The organism is Rhizobium metallidurans, from assembly GCF_014196505.1.
Lineage (GTDB): Bacteria > Pseudomonadota > Alphaproteobacteria > Rhizobiales > Rhizobiaceae > Rhizobium > Rhizobium metallidurans.
In genome coordinates, this window is sequence record NZ_JACIDW010000016.1 from 13639 (window position 1) to 31952 (window position 18314).

General features: G+C 63.0%; 17 protein-coding genes. 12 read left to right on the forward strand and 5 right to left on the reverse strand.

The window, feature by feature from the left end; translation table 11 throughout:
• Window positions 1-50: 50 nt before the first annotated feature.
• Window positions 51-3449 carry a DUF3971 domain-containing protein gene (locus GGQ67_RS19450; RefSeq protein ID WP_183901790.1) on the reverse strand — a complete coding sequence of 1133 codons (3399 nt, stop codon included), beginning with the start codon at window positions 3447-3449 and terminating at the stop codon, window positions 51-53.
• 118 nt (window positions 3450-3567) lie between these two features.
• Here GGQ67_RS19450 and GGQ67_RS19455 point away from each other — a divergent pair, with 118 nt between their 5' ends.
• The 4 genes from GGQ67_RS19455 (at window position 3568) to GGQ67_RS19470 (ending at window position 7583) form a co-directional block, all read left to right on the forward strand.
• On the forward strand, window positions 3568-4041 hold the full coding sequence (locus GGQ67_RS19455) for a peroxiredoxin (protein WP_183901791.1): 474 nt from the start codon (window positions 3568-3570) through the stop codon (window positions 4039-4041).
• A 125-nt stretch (window positions 4042-4166) separates the two neighbouring features.
• Window positions 4167-5486 (forward strand): peptidoglycan DD-metalloendopeptidase family protein, encoded by a 1320-nt coding sequence (locus GGQ67_RS19460; protein ID WP_183901792.1) that lies wholly within the window; start codon window positions 4167-4169, stop codon window positions 5484-5486.
• Window positions 5487-5584: 98 nt separating this feature from the next.
• Entirely contained in the window at window positions 5585-7159 is a 1575-nt protein-coding gene (locus GGQ67_RS19465) for a DEAD/DEAH box helicase (RefSeq protein ID WP_484573238.1), read from the forward strand.
• Between the two features lie 4 nt (window positions 7160-7163).
• Window positions 7164-7583: an NUDIX domain-containing protein gene (locus tag GGQ67_RS19470; RefSeq protein ID WP_183901794.1), complete on the forward strand. Its 420-nt coding sequence runs from the start codon at window positions 7164-7166 to the stop codon at window positions 7581-7583.
• 25 nt (window positions 7584-7608) lie between these two features.
• On the opposite strand, the gene GGQ67_RS19475 is transcribed toward GGQ67_RS19470, so the two are convergent.
• Together GGQ67_RS19475 and GGQ67_RS19480 are read right to left on the reverse strand one after the other, a co-directional pair.
• Window positions 7609-7926, reverse strand: a complete 318-nt coding sequence (locus GGQ67_RS19475; protein WP_183901795.1) for a TfoX/Sxy family protein — start codon at window positions 7924-7926, stop codon at window positions 7609-7611.
• Window positions 7927-7940: 14 nt separating this feature from the next.
• Complete coding sequence (locus tag GGQ67_RS19480; protein WP_183901796.1) at window positions 7941-8435, reverse strand: flavin reductase; 495 nt, start codon at window positions 8433-8435, stop codon at window positions 7941-7943.
• Between the two features lie 162 nt (window positions 8436-8597).
• Here GGQ67_RS19480 and GGQ67_RS19485 point away from each other — a divergent pair, with 162 nt between their 5' ends.
• The 4 genes from GGQ67_RS19485 (at window position 8598) to purB (ending at window position 12295) form a co-directional block, all read left to right on the forward strand.
• Entirely contained in the window at window positions 8598-9680 is a 1083-nt protein-coding gene (locus GGQ67_RS19485) for a branched-chain amino acid ABC transporter substrate-binding protein (RefSeq protein WP_183901797.1), read from the forward strand.
• Between the two features lie 39 nt (window positions 9681-9719).
• Window positions 9720-10397: a ribulose-phosphate 3-epimerase gene (rpe, locus tag GGQ67_RS19490; protein ID WP_183901798.1), complete on the forward strand. Its 678-nt coding sequence runs from the start codon at window positions 9720-9722 to the stop codon at window positions 10395-10397.
• 22 nt (window positions 10398-10419) lie between these two features.
• Window positions 10420-10908 (forward strand): hypothetical protein, encoded by a 489-nt coding sequence (locus GGQ67_RS19495; RefSeq protein ID WP_183901855.1) that lies wholly within the window; start codon window positions 10420-10422, stop codon window positions 10906-10908.
• A gap of 79 nt (window positions 10909-10987) precedes the next feature.
• A complete protein-coding gene (gene purB, locus GGQ67_RS19500; RefSeq protein ID WP_183901799.1) occupies window positions 10988-12295 on the forward strand; it encodes an adenylosuccinate lyase in 1308 nt (435 codons plus the stop codon).
• Window positions 12296-12304: 9 nt separating this feature from the next.
• Here purB and GGQ67_RS19505 read toward each other — a convergent pair whose 3' ends face one another.
• Window positions 12305-12808: a low affinity iron permease family protein gene (locus GGQ67_RS19505; protein ID WP_183901800.1), complete on the reverse strand. Its 504-nt coding sequence runs from the start codon at window positions 12806-12808 to the stop codon at window positions 12305-12307.
• An 85-nt stretch (window positions 12809-12893) separates the two neighbouring features.
• A complete protein-coding gene (locus GGQ67_RS19510; RefSeq protein WP_183901801.1) occupies window positions 12894-13697 on the reverse strand; it encodes a DUF2189 domain-containing protein in 804 nt (267 codons plus the stop codon).
• Window positions 13698-13850: 153 nt separating this feature from the next.
• On the opposite strand from GGQ67_RS19510, the gene GGQ67_RS19515 reads away from it, so the two are divergent.
• The 4 genes from GGQ67_RS19515 to purS all read left to right on the forward strand — a co-directional run bounded on the left by GGQ67_RS19515 (window position 13851) and on the right by purS (window position 18313).
• Entirely contained in the window at window positions 13851-14405 is a 555-nt protein-coding gene (locus GGQ67_RS19515; protein ID WP_183901802.1) for an RBBP9/YdeN family alpha/beta hydrolase, read from the forward strand.
• 392 nt (window positions 14406-14797) lie between these two features.
• Complete coding sequence (locus GGQ67_RS19520; RefSeq protein ID WP_343056530.1) at window positions 14798-17029, forward strand: putative bifunctional diguanylate cyclase/phosphodiesterase; 2232 nt, start codon at window positions 14798-14800, stop codon at window positions 17027-17029.
• Window positions 17030-17258: 229 nt separating this feature from the next.
• Window positions 17259-18023: a phosphoribosylaminoimidazolesuccinocarboxamide synthase gene (gene purC, locus GGQ67_RS19525; RefSeq protein WP_183901804.1), complete on the forward strand. Its 765-nt coding sequence runs from the start codon at window positions 17259-17261 to the stop codon at window positions 18021-18023.
• A 47-nt stretch (window positions 18024-18070) separates the two neighbouring features.
• Window positions 18071-18313, forward strand: a complete 243-nt coding sequence (gene purS / locus GGQ67_RS19530; protein ID WP_018902207.1) for a phosphoribosylformylglycinamidine synthase subunit PurS — start codon at window positions 18071-18073, stop codon at window positions 18311-18313.
• The last annotated feature ends 1 nt before the right edge of the window (window position 18314 follow it).

An 18314-nucleotide genomic window follows, 5' to 3' on the forward strand; every position in this document is an offset into this window, starting at 1 on the left:
TTTGTGCTTTGCCGAGCCCGAGGATGACGTCGAGGGACACCATCATCGCCTCACTGAAACTCGAAAATATTCCTGAAAACGCCGGGCGCGATGATCGACAGCGGGTTGATCGTCAGGTTCGGGGCATCGAGCTTGCCCGTCAGCTTGAAGGTGATGCCGATCAGGCCGCGGTCGGTGCCGTTGCCGAGGATGATGCCGATGATCGGCAGTTCGGCGAACAGCCGGTTCAGGCCGTAGGCGGGCATGAAGGTTCCCGTCATGTCCATGTTGCCGCGAACGTCACGCAGCGTGCCCTGGAACACCGCGCCGACCTGATCGCCGCGTACCACGCCGTTTTCGATGCCGACGACGCCGTTTCTCGACAGAATGCGGGCGAATCCGCGCTGGAAGCGTTGCGCGGATGTGTCGATGTTGCGCTTCACGGCCGCGTTCAGGCTGCGCTGTTCCTGGCCGACAGGTGTCGAGACGATCGAGTTAAGACGCTGCTCGTTGACGATGGAGAAGCGCCGCACGTCGATCGAGCCGTCCCAGTCGTCGCCGGCGCCGAGCCGGATGGAAAGGTTGAGCAGGCCGCCGCGCATGTGCTGATAGAGATCGGCGAACCGCGAGACGGCGCCGGCATCGCCGCTCGTGACGGTGATGGCGCCGCCGCCTTGCGTCTGCGCGACCACGGCTTCGCCGCTGTCGGTGAGGCCGGACAGGTTGAGCGAGCGGATGCGGCTGCCATCAGCCATGTAGGTGGCCTGCACGTTGCGCAGCTTCTCGTCGTTGAAGCCGACGACGCTTCCAAGGCTGGCTTTCAGCGAAACGCTGCTGTCGCTCTTCGACGCCCCGTCGCCCTTGTCTCCGCTTCCCGATTTGATCCGCGCCAGAACCGGACGCACGTCGGCGCTGGCGCCGGAGACCGAGACCTCCATGCCGCCCTTGGCGCGGCGAAGCGAGATCGCGAAATTGTCGAGCGACGACAGTTTCACGCTGTCGAAATCGGCCTTCTGCAGATTGCCCTTGCTCATCGACAGCGCGCCGCTGGCTCCAAATCCGTCGCCTTTCAGGACGAAATTCTTGATCTGCAGATTGTCGTCGGGCCCGGAAATCTCGAAATCGGCCGTCGCCCCGATGCCGCTTCCCTTCGACCATCCGATCCAGGGCAGATCGAGCCTCGCCTTGCCGAGATCGAGCGATACGGACTGGCGATCCTTGTCGATGCGGTCGAGCTGGACGCTGATCGGACCGTCGATGATATCGGACAGACCAGGCAGGATCTTCTCACGCTGATCGTTGTTGAGCGTCGCCGTCACGCTTTGCTGCGGCTGGATGTCGGAGGACTTTTCGGTCGGCTCGACCAGCTTGATCGCCGCCGCCACGCCGTCGATGTCGCCCTTGCCGTCGAGAACCACCTGTTTCGGGTCGGCCGTCAGCGTGCCGTCGAGATTGGTGATCTTGCGTCCCGATATGGCCTTGGCGACATCAAGGTCCTGCAATTGCAGCACCGCCTTCCATTCGACCGGCGGCGGGTTTTGCGAGGCGATGAGACCGATGCGCGCCTGCACCGAGGCGGTGACGTTGCCCTTCAGATCCTCGGGCACGAAGCCCGCCCGCTGCAGCACCTGGATGGGCTTGAACGTCAGCAGCTCGCCGATCGCGTCGGCCGCGCCGGATATCGGCAGGTTGAGCTCGGCCATCAGCGGCTTGTCGTAGGTCGAAGGCAGGATGAACGTACCCTCGCCGACGTCGACGGTGCGCCCGGACGGGAAGAACGACTTGCCGCTCTTGATCGAGATCGTCGCCTTCGGACCGGCAAGCGAGAAATGCGCGTTGGTATCGCGGATCGGCGGAATGTCGCCGGTCACGTTCATGCGCGTATTGGCGATGTCGAAGGCGATCCTGATCTGGTTTTCATCCAGCTTCAGCCCCTTGCCGACGGCCTCCTCCAGCCGCCCGAAGGGAATGAAGACATCGATCGAGGCATTGGACACCACGCCGCCGTAAAGGTTGCGCTCGACCCACTCGCGCCCCTTGGTCGCCATCCAGAACGGCCAGAGCTGCTTCACCGCGGTGGTCTGCAACTGTTGCGACTGGCCGGAGAAGCTGATCTCGGGCGACTTGTCTCCGAAACGGACCCGCAGCGAGCCGTAGAGCGATCCGCCTGGGCTCGACACGGTCATATTGGCGAACTGCAGCTCGCGCGCGTCGACGAAATAGCGCCCCGTCGCCTGAACATCGAAGGCCAGCGGCTGTTCGCCCGAGGTCACCGGCGCGGCCGTGCCGCCGCTGATCAGGAGATCGACGCCGAAACCCTTCGCGGCGGTGGTGTCGATCTTGTCGAGGTCGATCAGCGCGCCGTTGAAGGGCACGATCGTCGGCCCGAACTGCAGCCGCGAGCGTGCGATCTCCAGCGATTGCTTGCTGAAGTCATAGGCAAGGTTGACCTGCCCGCCCGTCAGCTCCTGCTCGTCGCCGTCCATGTAGAACTTGCCGGCCTGCAGGTTGACCGCGACGGCAAGCGACGGCGTGGTCGCCTCGTCGCCGCGCACGGCTGAAACCGCCGTGCCCGCCAGTGCGTCGACACCTTGCCGGATCTCGCCGATCGCGTTGCGCTTCAGCGTGAAGGGCGCCAGATCGGCGCCATCGAGCTCGCCCGTCAGCCGTGACGTTCGCCCGTTGGCCTTTTCGGTCGCCAGGTGCAGCGTCGTCAGACGACCGTTGATCGCGACCTCGCCATCGAGCTGCAGCGCGTTCTCAGGATTTCGTGAGAACACCAGGCTGTTGACGACGATGGACAGCGGCCCGTTGGCCGTGTCGGCGAGCTTGATGTCGAGGCCCTCGAGCTTGATCGACTTCGTCCCGCCGCGATCGACGAAGCCGTCGAGAACATCCAGCTGCTCGAACACCGTTTCCATCGCGGCCGGAATCTGGTCGATCCTGAGGCCGTCCAGCTTCAAGGGTTTGCCCGAGGGCAGCAGCGCGGTGTCGAGAGCGATGTCCTGCGCCTCCACCTGCGCGATCGCGATCCGTCCCCGGAACAATTGCAGGGGATCGAGCGCCATGCGCATGGCGCCCGTCGTCGACATGTGCTGACCGCTTTTTTCGTCGATCACGCTGACGTCGCGCGCTTCGAGCGCCAGCCGCATGTTGGAGGTGAAACGGATGACCGTGGAGCCGACCTCGGCCCGGTAACGCGGCCCGATCGCCGAATTCAGCGCCGACTGCGCCTGCCGCGACAAGGGTTCATCGAAGACGCCGCTTTCGACGGTGAAGATGATGGCGGCGACGATGAAGATGAACAAGCCGATCAGGCCACCCGCGAGACCCGCTGTCCGACGCATGCGCGAGCGCATCGGCGGGCAATGCACGATCAACGGATCCTCGGTCCGTGCGGAGGGAAGATCGTGCAGCGCGACGATATCTTTCTTGCGGAATCTGACCTTCTCGCCGCGGATCGCCGACATGCGCCTCGCCTGTACCCCTGTTCTGTGATTGGACCAGACTGGCTGGACGCTGATTTGTCCAATATATATCTGGCAAATCACCTCTTATCCACAAACCCGGCAAAAGAAAGGTTTCCCCATGGCGGAACTCACCATCGGCTCCATGGCGCCCGATTTCGACCTCCCGCGCGACGGCGGCGGACGCGTGAAACTGACGGATTTTCGCGGCAAGGCATTGGTTCTGTTCTTTTATCCGAAGGACGACACGAGCGGATGCACCACCGAATCGATCGCCTTCACGGCGCTCGCCGACGCGTTCGAGAAATCGGGCGCCACCATTGTCGGAATGTCGCCGGATTCGGCCGCCTGCCATGATCGCTTCATCAAGAAGCACAAGCTTGGCGTGACGCTCGCCGCCGACGAGGACAAGACCACGCTGGAGGCCTATGGCGTCTGGAAGCAAAAGAGCATGTACGGCCGCACCTACATGGGCGTGGAGCGCACGACCTTCCTGATCAGCCCCAATGGCGAGATCGCCGCCATCTGGCAGAAGGTCAAGGTCGCCGGGCACGCCGAAGCGGTGCTGGAGGCGGTCAGGAATCTCCCCTCCTGACCGCGAAAAGAGTAAATTCCGAAAATTCACCCATGTGTTGAATAAGGCCAAATCTAAGGCTTTATTAACCTTAACAGTATGTAATCGATCCAATTGAGGCAGGTCCGTCAGTTGGGAGATTCTCCGTGACGCACACACAGCAGAACCGCATATTCGGCAAACAAAAACAGGAACATATCCTGATCCTTGCCAGCGGCGACCGGGTCCGTCACCTGACCGTCAAGCCGTGGATGGCGGCAATCGCGTTCTGCTTCGTGGGTGTTTTCGCGATCGGCTATCTGCTCGCCACCTCCTACCTCGTGCTCCGAGACGATCTCATCGGCGCCACGATGGCGCGCCAGGCGCGCATGCAGCACGACTACGAGGATCGCATCGCCGCCTTGCGTGCCCAGGTCGATCGCGTCACCTCGCGCCAGCTGCTCGACCAGCAGGTCGTCGAAGACAAGGTCGACAAGCTGATGGAGCAGCAGCAGGCGCTGGTCTCGCGCCGCGGCAAGCTCGGCCAGCTGCTCGACCGGGCGGAAAATTCCGGCCTCGACGCCAAGACCGAAACGCCGGCATCCGCCGATGCGGCCGACGCCAAAGGCAAGCGCGCCGAACTGCCGGCGACGATGCAACCGATCGAGCGCCAGCTCGCCGGCGACGCGACACCGGCCGACGTGACACCGGACAATTCGACGCTCGCCTACGTCCCGCCGCGCGAAACCAGCGGCGATCGTGCCGACCGCGTCTTCTCCAAGGTCACGCTGTCCCTCAAGGGGATCGAGCAGCGCCAGCGCGATCGCGTCAGCCAGCTGACGACCGACGCCAGCGATGCCTCGGCCGCGATCTCCAACGTGCTGACCCGCTTCCAGATCCGCGTCCCCTCCGAGACGGCCGGTGTCAAGCCGGATGAAAGCAGCGCCGTCGGCGGCCCCTATGTCGAGCCCGAGATCGGCCCCGGGATCGGCAATGAATTCGACAATTCGCTGGCGCAACTGGACACCGCCCTCACCCGGCTCGAAGCCGTGCGCGAAACCGCCGTATCGCTGCCATTCCAGCATCCCGCGATCGGCAAGGAAGTCACCAGCCCCTTCGGCAACCGCCGCGATCCCTTCATGGGCCGGCTGGCGCTGCATTCCGGGATCGATTTCCGCTTCACGCCCAACGAGAAGATCCGTCCGACGGCCCCCGGCAAGGTGATTACGGCGGGATGGAGCGGCGGCTATGGCAACATGGTCGAGATCGACCACGGCAATGGCATCATCACCCGCTACGGCCACATGGCCGGGGTTCTGGTCAAGGTCGGCGATATCGTCGGCCGCGAGGACGCGGTCGGGCTGGCCGGCAGCACGGGCCGCTCCACCGGCACCCACCTGCACTACGAGGTGCGCCAGAATGGACGCGCCGTCGACCCGATCTACTTCATCAGCGCCGGCACGAAACTCGCCGGTTATATAAACTGAACGATCTCGCTAACCGTGGTTTTACCTCAACAACCCTGAGACCGCGCCGCTTCCTTGACTTCTCAACCGTTTCAGCCTATGTGGCGCTGCATTGCGGCATGCAATCACGCCGACTCAAGCCTGAGTCCGGCCGAACCGGAACGGAAACAGTTTTCCCTTTGACGACATTTGCTGATCTTGGCTTGAGCCAAAAAGTGCTTTCCGCTGTCACGGACGCGGGCTACACGGTGCCAACACCTATCCAGGCTGGCGCGATTCCGTTTGCGCTTCAGCGCCGCGATATTTGCGGCATCGCACAGACGGGCACCGGCAAGACCGCTTCCTTCGTTCTGCCGATGCTGTCGCTGCTGGAGAAGGGTCGCGCCCGCGCCCGCATGCCGCGCACGCTGATCCTCGAGCCGACCCGCGAACTCGCGGCCCAGGTCGCCGAGAATTTCGAGAAATACGGCAAGAACCACCGCCTCAACGTCGCGCTTTTGATCGGCGGCGTTTCGTTCGAGGATCAGGATCGCAAGCTCGAGCGTGGCGCCGATGTCCTCATCTGCACCCCCGGCCGCCTGCTCGACCATTTCGAGCGCGGCAAGCTCCTGATGAGCGGCGTCGAGATTTTCGTCATCGACGAAGCCGACCGCATGCTCGACATGGGCTTCATTCCCGATATCGAACGCATCGCCAAGATGATCCCGTTCACCCGCCAGACGCTGTTCTTCTCGGCCACCATGCCGCCGGAGATCCAGAAGCTGGCCGACCGCTTCCTTCAGAACCCGGAACGTGTCGAAGTCGCCAAGCCCGCCTCCGCGTCCAAGACCATCACGCAGCGCTTCGTCGCCGCCCATGGCAAGGACTACGAGAAGCGCTCGACGCTGCGCGACCTCATTCGTGCCCAGGAAGAGCTGAAGAACGCCATCATCTTCTGCAACCGCAAGAAGGACGTCGCCGATCTGTTCCGTTCGCTGGAACGTCACGGCTTCTCCGTTGGCGCGCTGCATGGCGACATGGACCAGCGTTCGCGCACGACCATGCTGCAGAATTTCCGCGACGGCCAGCTCCAGCTTCTGGTGGCTTCCGACGTCGCGGCCCGTGGTCTCGACATCCCCGATGTCAGCCACGTCTTCAACTTCGATGTACCTATTCACGCTGAGGATTATGTACACCGCATCGGCCGTACCGGCCGCGCAGGCCGCGCAGGCGCTGCTTTCACCATCGTCACCAGCCGCGACCAGAAATTCACCGACGCGATCGAAAAGCTGATCGGTGAGAAGATCGAATGGCACAATGGCGATCTCTCGACGTTGCCGCCGGCCGAGCCGAGCCGTGACGACGATCGCTCGCGCCGCAAGGGCGGCCGTGAGCGGGACAAGGACCGTGGCCGCGGCAGAAATCGTTCGGGTCATAAATCTGATATCGCCGCCGAGGATAATGGCGTCGAGACGATCGAAACAGCAGCCGCACCGGTACAAGCCGCACCAGCAAGGGTCGAAAGCGTGAAGCAAGAGCGCAAGTCAGAGAACAACAGACAGAACAACAACGCGCGCGGCAACCGCCCTTACCCGGCTAACGACGACAATCGTGACCGCCGCCGCTATCGCGACCACGACGACGGCCCGACACCGGTCGGTTTCGGCGACGACATTCCCGCCTTCATGCTGATCACGGCGAACGCCAAGATCTGATAGGATGGGCAGCCCCGGCATTGATTTTCCGGGTCTCGGCGTGGGGTTGGTTATCCTGCGCGACAGAAAGATCCTGCTCTACAAGCGCGTCAAGGCGCCCGAAGCCGGCCACTGGAGCATCGTGGGCGGCAAGGTCGATCATATGGAGCCCGCCGAGCAGGCGGCGAAGCGCGAGGCCGAGGAAGAAAGCGGCCTCGAAATCGGCCGCGTCAGCCTTCTCGGCCCGACCGAGGTCATCAGCGACGCCGACCGCCAGCACTGGATCTCACTTCTTTATATCGCCGAAGACTACTCGGGCGAGCCGGCATTGACCGAGCCTGACAAGCTGTCTGATTTCGGCTGGTTCACACGCAGCGAGTTGCCGCGGCCGCTCTCCGCCTTCGCCGAGGCCGCCATCGGCCGTCTCGGCAGCGAGCAATTCTAGAATTGAACTTGGAAGACGCGGCCGATCACTCCGCCCGCATCGCCGCCTCGTAAGCCAGCCGCACCCAGCCCGCCATCAGGTCGGGATCGTCATAGGCGTCGTCGGGGATCGACCAGTACGGCATCTTCACCGGCTTGCCGCTCTTTCCCTCGTAGGTCCACTGGCTGGCGCCTGCCTCCGCGAAGGCGGGCGAACTGACGTCGTCGGCCTTGAGAAGCATGTCGCCGCGAAACTCCAGCGCGACGATCCGGCCGAGATGATAGATCCCCTTGCCGCCGAACATGCGCTTGATGGTGACCGGGCCGAGCCCCTGAAACATCTCTTCGATTTCGGCCGCGTCCATGAGAAAGCCCGTTTCTAGAGGGTGTAGTAATCGCGGTTCATGTAGAACAGCGCCGGCTTCGCCTCGTCGAACCGCACGGCCATCACCTCGCCGAAGATGATGTGATGCGTGGTCATCTCCTTGATCTCCGTCACCCGGCAATCGAAGGAGGCGAGCGCGTCCATCAGCACGGGCGCGCCTGTGACCAGCCTGTCGAACCGGCCCGTCGAGAAACGGTCGCCGTCCTCCATCTTGGTGCGTCCGGAAAACGCGTCGGCGAGTGTCTGGTGATGGGCGCCCAGCGTATTGAGCGCGAAGATGCCGCTGCGGAAGAATATCTCGTTCTTCGGATTGCTGTTGTTCAGGCACACGAGCACCGTCGCCGGATTGTCCGACACCGAACAGGCCGCCGTGATCGTCACCCCGCGCCGCAGATCGCCGACTGCCGTCGTCACCAACTGGACGTGACCGCCGAAGCGGCTCATCGCGTCCCTGTAAAGGCCGGGATCGATCGGTTGCTTGCTCAACAAAATTTTACTCCACGAACACACGCATTTGCGGCGCATTATGACGGCGATAGGTTATCTTTTCTACAAACCGCTGCCGAAAAGCGACCGATCCGTGCGTTTTTCTTTGACGATCCGGTTCGGACGGATAAAAGAGCAGGAATAATCGGTTGGGGCGCATCCTTCATGACTATCTCGCGTTGCTTAGGTCTTCTTCCGTTGCTGCTTGTCGCAGCGGGAGAATCCCATGCAGCCGGCGTGACGATCGGCGTCGTTGCCCCGCAGACGGGCAATTTCGCCGCGCTCGGTGCCCAGATCGTGGCCGGCGCCGAGGCGAAGATCCGCGAGGATGGCGACACCATCGTCACCGTCAATGAAACCTGTGAGGATGGCAGCGGCGGCACGGTCGCCGACGCGCTGATATCGGCCAAGGTTCAGGTCGCCGTCGGCTTTCTCTGCAGCCAGACGCTCGACGGCGCGCTCCCCAAGCTCAAGGACGCCAATATCCCGGCCATCACCGTCTCCGTCCGTTCCCGCATCCTCATGGAGGATGCGCTGAAGAACAGCTGGCCGCTGTTTCGGCTCGCGCCCTCCGATGGCGCCGAGGCAGCGAAGATCATCGAGGTCATCCTGCGCGATTGGGCATCGAGCCCCATCGCCCTTGTCGAGGACGGAACGATCCACGGCCGGGAGCTCACCGAAGCGGTGCGCAACGCGCTGGAGCAGAACGGCCTGAAGCCCGTTTTCACGGACACCTACCGCCCCGGCCAGGAACAGCAGATCGCGCTCGTTCGCCGGCTCAAGAGAGCGGGCGCCACCAAGGTCTTCATCGGCGGCGACCGCAGCGACGTCTCCATCATCGCCCGCGACGCGAAGGCCGACAAGATCGCACTCGACCTGATGGGCGGTGACGCGATGCGCGCGGCCGACCAGCCTCTTCCGCTTGCCGACGGCGTCCGCGCGGTGACGCTGCCCGATTATACCGCCCGCGCCGACGCGTCGCCCGCCGGCGTGGCGCTGCGCGCAGCCGGCATCGAGCCCGAGGGCTACGTCCTGCCATCCTATGCCGCCGTCGAGATCGCGATCAAGGCGGTGCAGGCCGCGGCCGCCGATGAGCGGCCCGTCGCCCAGCATCTCGCCGGCACGCCCTTCGACACCGTACTTGGCCAGATCGCCTTCGATGCCGGCCGCGAGCTGTCGCAAAACCCTTACCAGCTGATGCAATGGCGCGCCGGGGCATTCGTGCCCTTCGACGCGCCGGCGCAATAACGCCTGCCTGATGTCGGGCGACTTCAACGGAGAGAGACAATGACCCAGCCCATCCGCATCGCGCCATCCGTTTTGGCCGCCGACTTCGCCAAGCTCGGCCAGGAGGTGCGCGACGTGACAGCGGCCGGCGCCGACTGGATCCACCTCGACGTCATGGATGGTCACTTCGTTCCCAATATTTCCTTCGGTCCGGATGTCATCAAGTCGCTGCGCTCCTATACCGACGCGACCTTCGACTGCCACCTGATGATCGCGCCCGTCGACGACTATCTCGAGGCCTTCGCCAAGGCCGGCTGCGACCGCATCACCGTTCACGCCGAGGCCGGGCCGCACCTGCACCGCTCGCTGCAGACGGTGCGCAATCTCGGCAAGAAGGTCGGCGTCACCCTCAACCCGGCAACGCCGCTCTCGGTCTTCGAAAACGTGCTGGATGATATCGACATGATCCTCATCATGTCGGTCAATCCCGGTTTCGGCGGCCAGAAGTTCATTCCCGCCATGGCCGACAAGATCGCCGCCGCCAGGTCACTGATCGGTGACCGGCCGATCGATCTCCAGGTCGATGGCGGCGTCACGGTCGAGACCGCTCCCGTCATCGGCAAGGCGGGCGGCAACGTGCTCGTCGCCGGCTCCGCCATCTTCAAGGGCGGCTCCGTCGAGGCCTACAGGTCGGCCATATCGGCGCTCCGCGCCGCCGCTGAAGGCCAATCCAAATAATGCCGGGAGCGACGTGTCGCTGATGGGAGAACGGCTGCAGGCGGCTTGCCCGCCCTACTCCGCCGTGCTCGCCGGCGCGCCTCTCTGGGCTCTCCAGATGCTGGCCTCGGCGATGAGCACGCTTTATGTCCGCAACGGCCTGCGGACCAGCCACGTCGACGACCTCGCCATCCTCTACTTCGCGGGCGGCCTGCTTGCCTGGCCGTTCGCGCTCATGCTCGGACGCTTCTTCGCGCACCGGCGCCGCATCGAAACGCGGTTCGCCGCCTTCTTCGTCGCACTTTCGGCCTGCACGATCCTGATGACGGCATTTCTCTTCGCGATGGACTACCGCGTCTTTTACTCGCGCTGGCATGCCTCGCCCGGCTCGGTGATCTGGTTTGTGCAGTTCCTCTTCACCGGCGCGAGCTCCGTCTACCAGTTCATGGTCCTCGGTTTGCGGCTGTTCTTTCCCCTCGGCCTCGTCTGCCTGCTGGCGACGAGTTTCGCCCTTGCGAAACGCATGCGTTGAGATTGCCGCCCGTCTTTGCTACAGGGGCGCCAACATTCTAAAAAAACGCCAACATTCCCTAGAACGAAAGCAGGAAGCCATGATCCCGCGCTACTCCCGACCTGAAATGGTCGCCATCTGGTCGCCCGAAACCAAGTTCCGTATCTGGTTCGAGATCGAGGCCCATGCCTGCACCGCGCTCGCCAACCTCGGCGTCATTCCGCAGGAATCCGCGCGCACCATCTGGGAAAAGGGTTCGGTCGCCCAATTCGACGTCGCCCGCATCGACGAGATCGAGGCCGTCACCAAGCACGACGTCATCGCCTTCCTGACGCATCTCGCCGAATTCATCGGTCCCGACAGCCGCTTCGTCCACCAGGGCATGACGTCCTCCGACGTGCTGGACACCACTTTCAACATCCAGCTGGTGCGCGCCGCCGACCTTCTGCTTGCCGATATGGACCGCGTTCTCGCGGCACTGAAGACCCGCGCCTTCGAGCACAAGGATACGGTCCGCATCGGCCGCAGCCACGGCATCCACGCCGAGCCGACCACGATGGGCCTGACCTTCGCGCGCTTCTACGCTGAAATGAAGCGCAACCGCGACCGTCTGGTCGCCGCCCGCGCCGAAGTCGCGACCGGTGCGATCTCTGGTGCCGTCGGCACCTTCGCCAACATCGACCCGAGCGTCGAGGAATATGTCTGCGAACAGCTCGGCCTCGCAGCCGAGCCGATCTCGACCCAGGTCATCCCGCGCGACCGCCACGCGATGTTCTTCGCGACGCTCGGCGTCATCGCCTCGTCGATCGAAAACGTCGCCATCGAAATCCGCCACATGCAGCGCACCGAAGTGCTCGAAGCCGAGGAGTTCTTCTCGCCCGGCCAGAAGGGCTCGTCCGCCATGCCGCACAAGCGCAACCCGGTGCTCACCGAAAACCTGACGGGTCTTGCCCGCCTCGTGCGCATGTCGGTTGTTCCGGCCATGGAAAATGTCGCCCTCTGGCACGAGCGCGACATCAGCCATTCTAGCGTCGAGCGCGCCATCGGCCCCGACACGACGATCACGCTGGATTTCGCGCTGAACCGTCTCGCCGGCGTCGTCGAAAAGCTGGTGATCTATCCGGAAAACATGCTGCGCAACATGAACCAGTTCAAGGGACTGGTCATGAGCCAGCGCGTGCTTCTGGCGCTGACCCAGGCCGGCGTCTCGCGCGAGGACAGCTACCGTCTGGTGCAGCGCAACGCCATGAAGGTCTGGGAAAAGGGCGCCGACTTCCTCGAGGAACTGCTTGGCGACGCGGAAGTGCGCGCGGCGCTCACGGAAGAGGAAATCCGCGAGAAGTTCGATCTCGGCTATCACACCAAGCACGTCGACACGATTTTCAGCCGCGTCTTCGCCGACGGCTGATCGGCACGATCAACTCTTCTGCGGCGCCTTTCGGGGCGCCGCTTTTCGTTTGTCCTTGCGCGAACGCGCCGCCGCATCGATCTTCTTGCGAACGGCGGTGGCGGTCTTGGTGGATTTCGGCGCGGCATCGGCCGCCGCCTGTTTCTCCGCCTGCCCGCCCTTCGCAGCCTTCGCCACCAGCCGATCGAGATGTTTGAGATCGTCCTCGTCGAGGTTCTCGATGCCGATGAACCGGTTCTCCGCATGGCTTGTCAGGATCAGTTCGTCGAGCTTGGCCTGAATGGCGCGCGTGTCGCGCGTCTGCGCGTTCTGCAGCACGAACACCATGAGGAAGGTGATGATCGTCGTGCCGGTGTTGATGACCAGTTGCCATGTCTGGGAATAGTCGAAGAACGATCCTGTCGCGGCCCAAAGGACGACGAGCACCAAAGCAAGCACGAATGTGGCGGGCTTGCCCGCCCATTCCGACGTCTTCGCCGAAAAGCGCATGAAGATGTGCTGGGTGTCGGCCATGATTGCCTCCCTCGAAGCCTGCATCAGTCAAACTCGGAGGGAGGCATTGTGTTCCTGCGCAGCCCAGGTCGCAATAAGGTGGCAGTCACACGATCGGCGGCGCCACCAGCTTGCGGTAGAGGTGCCAGGTCGAATGACCGAGGATCGGCATTGCCAGCGCCAGCCCGACGAAGAGCGGGATGGTCGCGACGGCGAGCGAGACAGCAACGATCAGGCCCCAGCACAGGACTGGAACGGGATTGGCAAGCGTCGCCCGCAACGATGTTTCCATGGCGGCGACCAGACCGATATCGCGATCGAGCAGGATCGGGAATGTGACGACGGTCGTCGCCAGCACGATCAGCGCGAAGCCGAAGCCGATCAGGTTGCCCCAGATGATCAGCTGCATGCCCTGCGGCGTGCCGAAGATTTCGGAGAAGAAGGTGGAAATCGACCGCGGAAACACATCGCTCAACACGTTCATGTAGAGCGTCTGCGCGGCCACGAGCCAGACGACGAAGAACGCAAACAGGAGAAGCCCGCCCGTGACGATCGACGGGAAGGCCGGCGACCGCGTCACGTCCATGGCGTGCCGCCAGGAACTGTCCATTCCGGCCTCCCGTCGCCGGCTGATTTCATAGAGACCGATCGCCGCCAGGGGGCCGATCAGGGCAAAGCCGGCAATCAGCGGGAATATCATCGGAAGCAGGTTGGCGCTCGACGTCGCGACCGCGAGAAATATGCCCGCGATTGGATACATCAGGCACAGAAACACGTAATGCGAGGGTTTTTCCCTGAAATCCGCTATCCCGAGCCTGATGGCGTCGAAGACGTCCGCAAGGCCAATTCTGTTGATGACCGGGCGCGAATAGACATTGTCCGCGCCGGACATGACGTGAAATGCCGTCATGGCTTTCTCCTCCTCGCCATTGAGGCCAGCGGCGAAAGCATCGGCGGTGCCGACATCGAACGCGACCGGCAGTAGGGTACTATAACAAAAATCGCCGGAGCTGTCCCGCTTTCCCTTGACTTTGTCGCCACGCCTTCTCACATCGGCGGCACCATGAAAGCTTCAGACGCCGATATCCTCATCATTCCCGGTTACACCAATTCCGGCCCCGACCACTGGCAGAGCCGTTGGCAGGCCAAACTCAGCACCGCGCGCCGCGTCGAGCAGGCGGAGTGGTCCAAGCCCGTGCGCGAGGACTGGGCAGCCAGAATTGCCGAGGAAGTCAATGCATCGACCCGTCCGGTGGTGCTGGTCGCCCACTCGCTCGGCGTGCCGTCGCTTCTGCATGCGATCCCGCAGTTCAAGAAACCCGTCGCCGGCGCCTTTCTGGTGGCGCCGCCCGATGTCACCAACCCCGACATCCGCCCGAAGCATCTGATGACCTTCGGTCCGTATCCCCGCGATCCCTTGCCGTTCCCGAGCATCACCGTCGCAAGCCGCAACGATCCCTTCGGCGCCTACGAGCACGCCGACGAGATTGCCGCCAGCTGGGGCTCATTGCTGATCGATGCGGGAGAGTCCGGCCACATCAACGCCGACTCCGGCCACGGCCCGTGGCCCGAGGGCACGATGGTCTTCGCGCAGTTCCTCAGCCGCCTCAAGGGCTAGGCTGCGCGCGTTCCAACGCCGACAAGCTCAGTCACCCTCGCCGCGAACGAAGAACACGCTCGCGAACGCGGCGAGCACGACGCATTGCATGATGAACATTGGCCAATCCTGAGCCATGGCTTTTCCTCCATGCCCCTCATATAGGGCGCGAAACACCGGGCGGTATTTTTGCGGCCGTCGCGACGATCCTGGCAAAATATCGCCGCGAGCATCGGCGTGAAGCGTTCGGCCGGAAGTGTTCGCCCGAAAGACTGGACGGACGCATAAGTTTTCTCCGTTATTAAGCCCGGATTAATTTAACATGAGCAAATTGACACACGCCAGACGAGCGAGTGCGAGCATTGACGAAGAAGAGGCCTGATCAACCGGTTGATTCGAGAAAAAGCGATGACATCATCGCCTCCGCGGATGCTTCCGATCGCGAAAACGACGTGCTTGTCGAGCGCGAAAGCCGCTGGAACTATGCGCTGGTCGGTTCCGATCTCGGCGTATGGGATCACAACCTGAAGCTCGGAACGCGCTATTATTCGCAGACCTGGAAGGCCATGCGCGGCATCGCGCCCGACGAGGAGGCGGATGGCGACTACGATACCTGGATCGCGCTGATCCATCCCGATGACCGCGCTTTCGTCATCGACGCGATCGATCGGCAGAACGCCGGCGATCCGAACTTCCGTGTCTTCGAATATCGCGAGCGGCACCGGGACGGCCACTGGATATGGATCGAATGCCGCGGCGCCTGCGTCGAGTGGGATGAAAACGGCGCCCCTGCCCGTCTCGTCGGCACCGACACCGACATCACCGCCCGCAAGCAGGCGGAAGAGCGTCTGGCGCATATGTCGCGGCGGCTCGATCTCGCGCTCGACATTTCAGGGATCGGCGTGTTCGAGTCCGATCTCGATACCGGCACCGTCGAATGGGATGCTCGGCTGCTGTGGATCTACGGCATCAAGGACGCGACGCGCGCCTGGCACGGCGACGCCTGGAGCGAGACGCTGCATCCCGACGACCGCGACCGGGTGCACAGGACCGTGATGGAGAACATCGAGCGCCAATCGGGCTTCCAGCATGAATTCAGGATCATCCGCGGCGATGGCGCCGAGCGCGTCATCCGGGCCAAGGCAGCCTTCTTCATCGACGGCAACGGCCACCGCAAGCTGATCGGCGCCAATTGGGACGTGACCGAGGAGGTGGCGCTCAACGCCGAGCTTCAACGGGCCAAGGACCTCGCGGAAGCCCACAACCGCGAACTGGAGGCGGCCAAGGAGAGCATCGAGCATCTCGCCCTTCATGACTTCCTCACAGGGCTGCCGAACCGGCGCTACCTCGACCGCAAGCTCGAAGAATATTCGACAAGAGTAAGCACCGCCGACGATACGCTCGCGGTGCTGCACATCGACCTCGACCGCTTCAAGCAGATCAACGACACGCTCGGCCACCGCGCCGGCGACGCCATGCTGAAGCATGCCGCCTCGGTCCTGACCGAAGCCGTTCGGCCGGGGGATTTCGTGGCCCGCATCGGCGGCGACGAGTTCGTGGTGCTGTGCGCGATCGATGTGACGCCGAAGAAGATTTCCAACTTGGCCGAGCGCATCGTGCGCGAACTCAGCCGCCCCATCCGTTACGAGCATCACGAATGTCGCTTCGGCGCCAGCGTCGGCATCGCCACCGATAGCGGCCCGATGCTGGATGGCAAGCAGCTCCTGCTCAACGCCGACATCGCGCTCTATCGCGCCAAGAGCGGCGGCAGGAACCGGCACGAATTCTTCTCCAAGGACGCCCGCCGCCAGGTGATCGCGAGCAAGCGGCTGGCCGACGATATCCTCATCGGTCTCGAGCGGCGCGAATTCGTGCCCTTTTATCAGCCGCAATTCGATGCCCGCACGCTCGACGTGACGGGTGTCGAGACGCTGGCGAGATGGCAGCACCGCGAACACGGCCTGCTTGCGCCCGATCGCTTTCTCGACATAGCCGAGGATATCAACGTCGTCGCGACCATCGACGGTGTCATCCTCGAGCAGGCGCTCGCCGATCGCAAGGCGTGGGAGCGCGAAGGCATCGTCATTCCGAAGATCGCCGTCAATGTCTCCTCCCGGAGACTTGACGATCCGGCGCTCGGCAAGAAGCTGCGGGCGCTGAAGATCGTGCCCGGAACCATCGCCTTCGAGCTTCTAGAATCCATTTCGCTCGATGACTGCGACGACGCCGTCATCGCCAATCTCCGCCAGTTCCGCCGGCTCGGCATCGACATCGAGATCGACGACTTCGGCACCGGTCACGCCTCGATCGTCAGCCTGCTCAGGCTGAGCCCGAAGACGCTGAAGATCGACCGCGAGTTGATCCGGATGCTGCCGACCTCTTCCGAACAGCGCAAGCTCGTCCGCTCGATCATCGAGATCGGCCGCTCCCTGAGCATTCTGGTCACCGCCGAAGGCGTCGAGACCATGGAGCACGCCCGGATTCTCGGCGACCTCGGCTGCGACGTGCTGCAGGGCTATGCGCTGGCCCGTCCGATGCCATCAGCGCAGATCCCCTCTTTCGTGCGGGCCGCCAGCTGGCGCCAGGCGGCGGCCGCCCAAACGCCCTCGCCGCGCAAGCCGGGCAAGGCGACTGCCGCCAAATAAAACACTGCACAACCCCGGCATAAACCTACGGTCGTTTTGTTAAGCCGGGAAACGGGGTAGAATGCCATTCTTAGACATTCGATTCTCGCATCGGTGCTCCGGAAGACCGGAATCCGGGGAAGGAGTGACAGGCGGATTGTGAAACCCTCGCTTTTCCTTTATGGGGACGCCACGAGATCGATCCACTCGCGCTAATCCCAAGAGCGCCAACGACAAGAGAACAATCGCAATGAACCGTCGCCGCCGTATTTACGAGGGCAAGGCCAAGATTCTGTATGAGGGACCCGAGCCAGGCACGCTGATCCAGTTCTTCAAGGACGACGCCACCGCCTTCAACAAGAAGAAGCACGAAGTCATCGATGGCAAGGGCGTTCTGAACAACCGCATCTGCGAGTTCATATTCAACCATCTGAACAAGATCGGCATTCCCACGCACTTCATCCGCCGCCTCAACATGCGCGAGCAGTTGATCCGCGAAGTCGAGATGATCCCGCTTGAGATCGTCGTGCGCAATGTCGCCGCCGGCTCGCTGGCCAAGCGTCTCGGCATCGACGAGGGCACTGTGCTGCCGCGCTCGATCATCGAGTTCTATTACAAGTCGGACGCGCTCGAGGACCCGATGGTCTCCGAGGAGCACATCACCGCCTTCGGCTGGGCCAATCCCGCCGAGCTCGACGACATCATGGCGCTGGCGATCCGCGTCAACGACTTCATGACCGGCCTGTTTTTGGGCGTCGGCATCCAGCTCGTCGATTTCAAGATCGAATGCGGCCGCCTCTATGAGGGCGACATGATGCGCATCATTCTCGCCGACGAGATCTCGCCGGACAGCTGCCGTCTCTGGGACATCGACACCCAGGAAAAGATGGACAAGGACCGCTTCCGCCGCGACATGGGCGGCCTTCTCGAAGCCTATTCGGAAGTGGCGCGCCGCCTCGGCATCATCAACGAGAACGAGCCTGTGCGCGGCACCGGTCCGGTGCTCGTCAAGTAACATAGTGGCTGAGCAAGCCATTCGCTAAAAAGGCAAGGGAAGACAAAGTGATCAAGGCTCGTGTAACCGTCACGCTGAAAAACGGCGTTCTCGATCCGCAGGGCAAGGCCATCGAAGGCGCGCTCGGCGCGCTCGGCTTCGATGGCGTCGGCCATGTCCGCCAGGGCAAGGTATTCGACGTCGAAGTCGAAGGCACCGACAAGGCCAAGGCCGAAGGCGACATCAAGGCCATGTGCGAAAAGCTCCTCGCCAACACCGTTATCGAGAACTATACTATCTCTCTCGACTGAC